The organism is Streptomyces ureilyticus (assembly GCF_011045025.1).
GTDB classification, from domain to species: domain Bacteria; phylum Actinomycetota; class Actinomycetes; order Streptomycetales; family Streptomycetaceae; genus Streptomyces; species Streptomyces ureilyticus.
Window position 1 is genome coordinate 1 of record NZ_JAAKZX010000329.1, and the last position, 7698, is coordinate 7698.

Annotated in this window: 1 pseudogene; it reads left to right on the top strand. The window is 72.1% G+C overall.

The window, feature by feature from the left end:
* Positions 1-125: 125 nt before the first annotated feature.
* A pseudogene (locus G6048_RS45595) lies at positions 126-7698 on the top strand (SDR family NAD(P)-dependent oxidoreductase); the annotation flags it as partial.

Consider the following 7698-nt stretch of genomic DNA (forward strand, 5'->3'; position numbering starts at 1 on the left):
GTTCGTATCAGTATGCGGGACCGAGAGACGTACCACACAAAAGGTGCACAAGGTCACACAGGCCCGCTGAGGCACGCCCTTGTTAGGGGCGCGGGGCTGTGACACATGCGGCTCCGCCGCGATGTCATCTGGTGGAGAAGTACGGGGTGCGCCATCTGCTCCTGGCCAGTCGTCGAGGCCTTGATGCTCCTGGTGCGCGGGAGTTGGAGGCGGAGCTGCTCGGGGTGGGGGCGGCGTCGGTGTCCGTGGTGGCCTGCGATGTGGCTGACCGTCGGGCGGTGGACGCTCTGGTGGCCGGGGTGCCGGCGGAGTATCCGCTGCGTGCGGTGGTGCATGCGGCGGGGCTGTTGGACGACGGTACGGTCGCGGCCTTGACGCCGGAGCGGCTGGACACCGTACTGCGGGCCAAGGTGGACGCCGCCGTCAACCTGCACGAAGCGACCCACGGCCTCGACCTGACCGACTTCATCCTCTTCTCCTCCGCCGCCGGTGTCTTCGGCAACGCGGGCCAGGCGAACTACGCCGCCGCCAACACCTTCCTCGACGCCCTCGCGCAGCACCGGCGGGCCGAGGGGCTGCCGGGTGTATCGCTCGCCTGGGGGCTGTGGGCCAAGGCCGAAGGCATGGCCGGCGGGGCCGGCCTCCTGGAACAGACATCCCGTACCCGGCTCTCCCGTACCGGTACGGCGCCGATCTCCGACGACCAGGGGCTCGCCCTGTTCGACCGGGCCGTCCGCACGGACCGGGCCCTGCTGGTGCCCATCGAGATGGACATGGGAGTGCTGCGCGCCCAGGCCGGGACGGGCACCATGCCGCCGCTGCTGCGCAACCTGGTCCGTCTTCCGGCACGCCGGACAGCCGATGCGAACAGCGCGCCCCATACGACCGATGCGACCGGGACGGCCCGGATCGCCGCTGGGCAGGGAACCGACCTCGCCCAGCGCCTGGCCGCGCTTTCCGGAGCGGAGCAGGAACGCCTCCTTCTGGACGTGGTACGCGCCCACACCGCGGCCGTCCTCGGACACGAGACACCGGAGAGTTTCGACGCGGGCCAGGCGTTCCGGTCGCTGGGCTTCGACTCGCTCATGGCAGTGGAGTTGCGCAACCGGCTCAGTAGTGCCACCGGGCTGCGGCTCTCCGCCTCTTTGGTCTTCGACCACCCGAACGCCTCCGCCCTCGCCGGGCAGCTGCGTGCGCAGCTCGTCCCCGCCGAGCAGGGTGCGGACCTCACCGCGGCCGCGACAGCCGCGGCGCCGGCCGACGAGCCGCTGGCTATCGTCGGGATGGCCTGCCGCTTCCCGGGCGGAGTCGACTCACCCGAAGGACTCTGGCAGCTCCTGCGGGACGGCCTGGACGCGACCACACCCCTGCCGAGCGACCGTGGATGGGACCCGGACGACTTCTACGACCCGGACCCGAACGCGCCCGGCAAGAACTACACAAGGGCGGGAGGGTTCCTGCGGGACGCCGCCGGGTTCGACGCGGAGCTGTTCGGCATCCCGCCGCGTGAGGCACTGGCGATGGACCCGCAGCAGCGGCTGCTGATGGAGACATCCTGGGAGGCCTTCGAGAGCGCGGGCATCGCCCCCGAGTCGCTGCGCGGGAGCCAGGTCGGCGTGTTCGCGGGGGCCATGGGGTCGGACTACATGGCCACCATGGCCGTACCGGAGGAACTGGAGGGCTTCTTTGCCACGGGGAGCGCCGGCAGTGTGATCTCCGGCCGTATCGCCTACACCTTCGGTCTCGAGGGGCCGGCGGTGACGGTGGACACGGCGTGTTCGTCGTCGCTGGTGGCGCTCCACCTCGCCGGCCAGGCACTGCGCGCCGGTGAGTGCTCGATGGCACTCGCGGGCGGTGTCCAGGTGGTGGCGACCCCGAGGGCACTCATCGAGATGAGCCGTCAGCGGGGGCTCGCTCCCGACGGCCGGTCGAAGGCCTTCTCCGCGGCAGCGGATGGCACGGGCTGGGGCGAGGGCGTCGGAGTCCTCGTCCTCGAACGGCTCTCGGATGCCCGGCGGAACGGGCACGAGGTGCTGGCGGTGATCCGCGGCAGTGCGGTGAACCAGGACGGGGCGAGCAATGGGCTTACGGCGCCGAATGGGCCGTCGCAGCAGCGGGTGATCCGGGCTGCGCTTGCCAGTGCGCGCCTGGAGGCCGGGGACGTGGACGCGGTGGAGGCGCATGGCACGGGGACGACGCTGGGGGATCCGATTGAGGCGCAGGCGTTGCTGGCGACCTATGGCCAAGGACGGCCGGTGGATCGGCCGTTGTGGCTGGGGTCGGTGAAGTCGAATATCGCGCATACGCAGGCGGCGGCGGGTGTGGCGGGTGTGATCAAGATGGTGTTGGCGTTGCGGCAGGGGGTGTTGCCGCGGACGTTGCATGCGGAGGAGGCGTCGCCGCATGTGGACTGGTCGGCGGGTGCGGTGGAGTTGCTGACCGAGGCCCGGGAGTGGCCGCGGACGGGGGACCGGCCGCGTCGGGCGGGGGTGTCGTCGTTCGGCATCAGCGGGACCAACGCGCACGTGATCGTCGAGGAAGCCCCGCAGACCGGAGCCGGCGCCGACAGCCACAGCGGCGCCGACAGCCGGCCGGACCGTGCCCCCGGTGCCGTAGTGCCCTGGGTGGTATCGGGAAGCAGCGCCGAGGCGCTGGCGGCGCAGGCGGGACGGCTGGCCGAGTACGCGGAGGCACGCCCGGACCTGGATCCGGTGGATGTGGGCTGGTCGCTGGCCACGACCCGGTCGGTCCTGCACCACCGGGCAGTGGTGCTCGGCGTCGACGGGGACCGGAACGAGCTGCTCGCGGGGCTCCGTGCCGTGTCGTCCGGCGCGCCCTCGGCGTCGGTGGTTTCGGCTGCGGCCGACGTACGCGGCCGCGTGGTGTTCGTCCTTCCGGGCCAGGGCTCGCAGTGGGCCGGCATGGCCGTGGAACTGCTGGACTCCTCACCGGTGTTCGCCGAGGCGTTCGCCCAGTGTGACGCCGCCGTCGCGCCCTTGGTGGGCTGGTCGGTGACCGATGTCGTGCGCGGGCTGGAGGGCGCGCCGGCGGTGGAGCGCATCGAGGTGCTCCAGCCGGTGCTGTTCGCGGTGAACGTGTCGCTGGCGGCGGTGTGGCGCGCGGCCGGGGTGGAGCCCGCCGCGGTGGTGGGGCACTCACAGGGGGAGATCGCGGCGGCCCACGTGGCCGGAGCGCTGTCGCTCGAGGACGCGGCGCGGGTGGTGGTACTGCGCAGCAAGCTGTTCGCCGAGGAACTGGTGGGCCACGGAGCGGTGGCGTCGGTGGCCCTGTCGGCCGACGCCGTGGAGGAACAGCTCGCGCGGTGGGACGGCCGGCTCGTCGTCGCCGGGCGCAACGGTCCCGGTGCGGCCACGGTCGCCGGCGACGAGGCGGCACTGGAGGAGTTCGTCGCGGAGTGCGCTGCCGACGAGGTGCGGGCCAGGATCGTGGGGTCGACGGTGGCCTCGCACTGCGCGCAGGTGGATCCGCTGCGTGACCGCATCCTGGAGCTGTTCGCGGACATCGAGCCCCGCGCATCACAGGTGCCGTTCTACTCGACCGTGACCGGCGGGGTGCTGGACACCACGGAGCTGGGCGCCGACTACTGGTTCCACAATGCCCGTGAGCCGGTGAACTACGAGGGCGCGGTGCGCGCCATGCTGGAGGACGGCTACCGCTTCTTCGTGGAGTGCAGTGCTCATCCGGTACTGGTGCCGGGCACACAGGCCACCGCCGAGGACGCCGGCATCGAGGCGGTGGCGACCGGATCGCTGCGGCGTCAGGAGGGCGGGCTGCACCGACTGCTGACGTCGGTGGCCGAAGTATTCACGCGCGGGATCGACGTGAACTGGCCCGCCCTGCTGCCCGGCGGACGCCAGGTGAAGCTGCCGACGTACGCCTTCCAGCGGCAGCGCTACTGGCTGGCGGACACGGGTTCGCCCATGGGCGACCCGGACGCCCTGGGACTTGCCCCGGCGGAACACCCCGTACTCGGCGCGACCGTACGGCTGGCAGACGACCAGGGCGTGGTGCTGACCGGCCGGATCTCCCTGCGTACGCACCCCTGGCTGGCCGATCACGCGGTGGCCGGGGCGGTGCTGCTGCCCGGCACGGGCTTCGCGGAGCTCGCCATCCGGGCCGGGGACGAGGCCGGCTGCCCACGCCTGGAAGAACTCACCCTCGAGTCCCCGCTCGTCGTTCCGGAGGACAGTGGCGTCCGGGTCCAGGTCCGCGTCGGACCGGAGTGGGAGAACGGCAGGCGATCGGTGAGCGTCCACTCGCAGCGCGTGGACGCCCCCGGCGACGAGTGGGTCCGGCACGCCGATGGCGTACTCGCCGAGGAGGGTACCGCCGAGGCGCGTACGGCTGAGGCGTTCGACCTGGCCGAGTGGCCGCCGGCGAACGCCGAGCCCGTGTCGCTGGACGACCTCTACGACGGCCTGGCCGCGTCCGGATACGGGTACGGGCCGGTGTTCCGGGGGCTGCGGGCGGCCTGGCGGCGCGGAGAGGACATCTTCGCCGAGGTGAGCCTGCCGGAGGGCGAGGCTACCGGGACGGCAGGATTCGGTATCCACCCGGCGCTGCTGGACGCCTGCCTTCACGCCGGCTTGACGCGGCAGCACAGCGGGGACGAGGTTCGGCTGCCGTTCGTGTGGCATGGCGTGACCCTGTTCGCAGGAGGCGCCTCGCATGTACGCGTCCAGCTGACCCCGGCCGGTACGGACGGGGCCGTGTCGCTACGCGTGGCGGACTCGGCCGGCCTGCCGGTGGCCTCCGTCGACGCGCTGATCACCCGGCCCCTGGCGACCGAGCGGCTGCGGCAGGCCAGTGCCGTGGAGCAGTCGGCGCTCTTCGGCGTGGACTGGGTCGCCGCCGCCGAGGTCGAGGCGTCCGCCGCCCCCAGGTGGGCGGTACTGGGCTGCACCGACCCGGCGATGGACTCGGATTCGGGCGCGGGCTCGGATTTGGCCTCGGGCTCGGGATCGGGCTCAGATGTGGACTCGTATCCGGAGCACGTGGTCCTGCCTTGCACTCCGATCAGGGGTGGAGAACTCGCCGAGGTGGTACACGAGGTCACCGGCGAGGTGCTGTGCGCGATCCAGGAGTGGCTGGCGGATGAGGCGGCGGCCCGGTCCAAGCTGATCGTGGTGACACGGGGCGCCGTCGTCGCGGGCCCGGACGAGTCGGCGGCCGATCTGTCCCATGCCGCCGTCTGGGGTCTGGTGCGCTCCGCCCAGACGGAGAATCCCGGCCGTTTCGTGCTGGTCGACGTCGACGACGCCACCGACTGGGAAGCAGCCCTGCCCTCCGTGCTTGCGGTCGACGAACCCCAGGTGGCCGTACGGGGCAGTACGGTCCTCAGACCACGCCTGGTCCGCTCCGGCGCCCATCCCAATGCGACGGGCGCCGACGCGACCGACGAGCCGGGGCGCAGCGAGCGCGGCGACAGCACGGACGAGTGGCTCTGGGACCCGGATGGCACGGTGCTGATCACCGGCGGTACGGGCCTGCTCGGCCGTCTGCTCGCTTGCCACCTGGCGCGGGAACGGGGAGTGCGGCACCTGCTGCTGACCAGCCGCCGCGGGACGGCGGCTCCGGGAGCCCGCGAACTGCGCGCCGAGCTGGAGAACTGCGGGGCGCACGTGTCCATCGTCGCCTGTGACACGGCCGACCGGGATGCGGTCGACCAGCTCCTGGCTACGGTTCCGGAGCAGCACCCGTTGACCGCCGTCGTGCACGCGGCCGGACTGCTGGACGACCGTACGATCCCGGCGCTGTCCGGGGACCAGCTCGACACCGTCATGCGGCCCAAGGTCGACGCGGCGGTGAACCTGCACGAGGCGACCCGGGACCTCGACCTCAAGGCGTTCGTGCTCTTCTCCTCGGCGGCCGGTGTCTTCGGCAACCCGGGCCAGGGGAACTACGCCGCCGCCAACACCTTCCTGGACGCCCTCGCGCAGCACCGCCGAGCCCAAGGGCTGCCAGGGGTGTCGCTGGCCTGGGGACTGTGGGCCGGGGAAAGCGGTATGAGCGAGCACCTCGCCGAGCCGGTCGAGGAGGGAGGGCACGCACTCGTCACCGCCACCGGAGCGACGGCCCTGACGAACGAGGAGGGGCTCGCCCTGTTCGACGCCGCGGCGCGCGTGCCGGACCGGGCGCTGCTCGTGCCCCTCGGCATGGACTGGGGCGTGCTGCGGAACCGGGCCAGGACACAGGCCCTGCCACCACTGCTGCGCGGCCTGGTCCGTACTCCGGTACGCCGGACCGCAACCGCCGCCCGAACAGGTACCACCACCTCGGCACTGGCCCGACGCCTCGCCGGACTCTCCACGCCGGAACAGGAAAGCGTGGTACTCGACCTCGTCCGGGACCTCGCCGTTGCCGTACTCGGGCACGCCAAGACCAACGTCGTGGATCTGCGACGCGGCTTCCTCGACCAGGGATTCGACTCCCTGACCGCGATCCAGCTGCGCAACCAGCTCAACAACGCCACCGGGCTGAGCCTGCCCGCCACGCTGGTCTTCGACCATCCGACGCCGCTGGACCTGGCACACCACCTGCTGACCCAAGTGGCCGGCACCGAGCACACCGCCGCGGGCGCCCCGACGCGCACCGCCGTGGCAATGGACGAACCCCTCGCGATCATCGGAATGGCCTGTCGTTTCCCTGGCGGCGCCGACTCCCCCGAGGCGCTGTGGCGCCTCGTCGCCGACGAACGCGACGCCGTCGGCGGCCTGCCCGTCGACCGGGGCTGGGACCTGGCCTCCCTGTACGACCCGGATCCGGACGCACGCGGCAAGAGCTACGTACGTCAGGGTGCGTTCGTCTACGACGCCGGTGACTTCGACGCGGAGCTGTTCGGGATTTCGCCGCGTGAGGCGCTGGCGATGGACCCGCAGCAGCGGCTGCTGCTGGAGACCTCCTGGGAGGCGTTTGAACGCGCCGGTATCGCCCCCGAGTCGCTGCGCGGCGGCCAGGTGGGAGTGTTCGCGGGCGCCATGGGCTCGGACTACACGGCCAACCTCAGCCAGGCCCCCGAGGGCGTCGAAGGCTACGCCGCCACCGGTGGCGCGGGCAGCGTCATCTCGGGCCGCGTCTCGTACACGTTCGGTCTTGAGGGGCCGGCGGTGACGGTGGACACGGCGTGTTCGTCGTCGCTGGTGGCGCTGCACCTCGCCGGCCAGGCACTGCGCGCCGGCGAATGCTCGATGGCGCTCGCCGCCGGCGTGACCGTGATGGCCGGTCCTCAGGAACTCACCGAGTTCAGCCGCCAGCGCGCCCTGGCGTGGGACGGCCGGTGCAAGGCGTTCTCGGCGCAGGCGGACGGATTCGGATTCGCCGAAGGTGCGGGTGCCCTGCTCCTGGAGCGGTTGTCGGATGCCCGGCGGAACGGGCATGAGGTGCTGGCGGTGGTGCGTGGCAGTGCGGTGAATCAGGACGGGGCCAGTAGTGGGCTTACGGCGCCGAATGGGCCGTCGCAGCAGCGGGTGATCCGGGCGGCGCTTGCCAGTGCGCGCCTGGAGGCCGGGGATGTCGATGCGGTGGAGGCGCATGGCACGGGGACGACGCTGGGGGATCCGATTGAGGCGCAGGCGTTGCTGGCGACGTATGGGCAGGACCGGCCGGTGGATCGGCCGTTGTGGCTGGGGTCGGTGAAGTCGAATATCGCGCATACGCAGGCGGCGGCGGGTGTGGCGG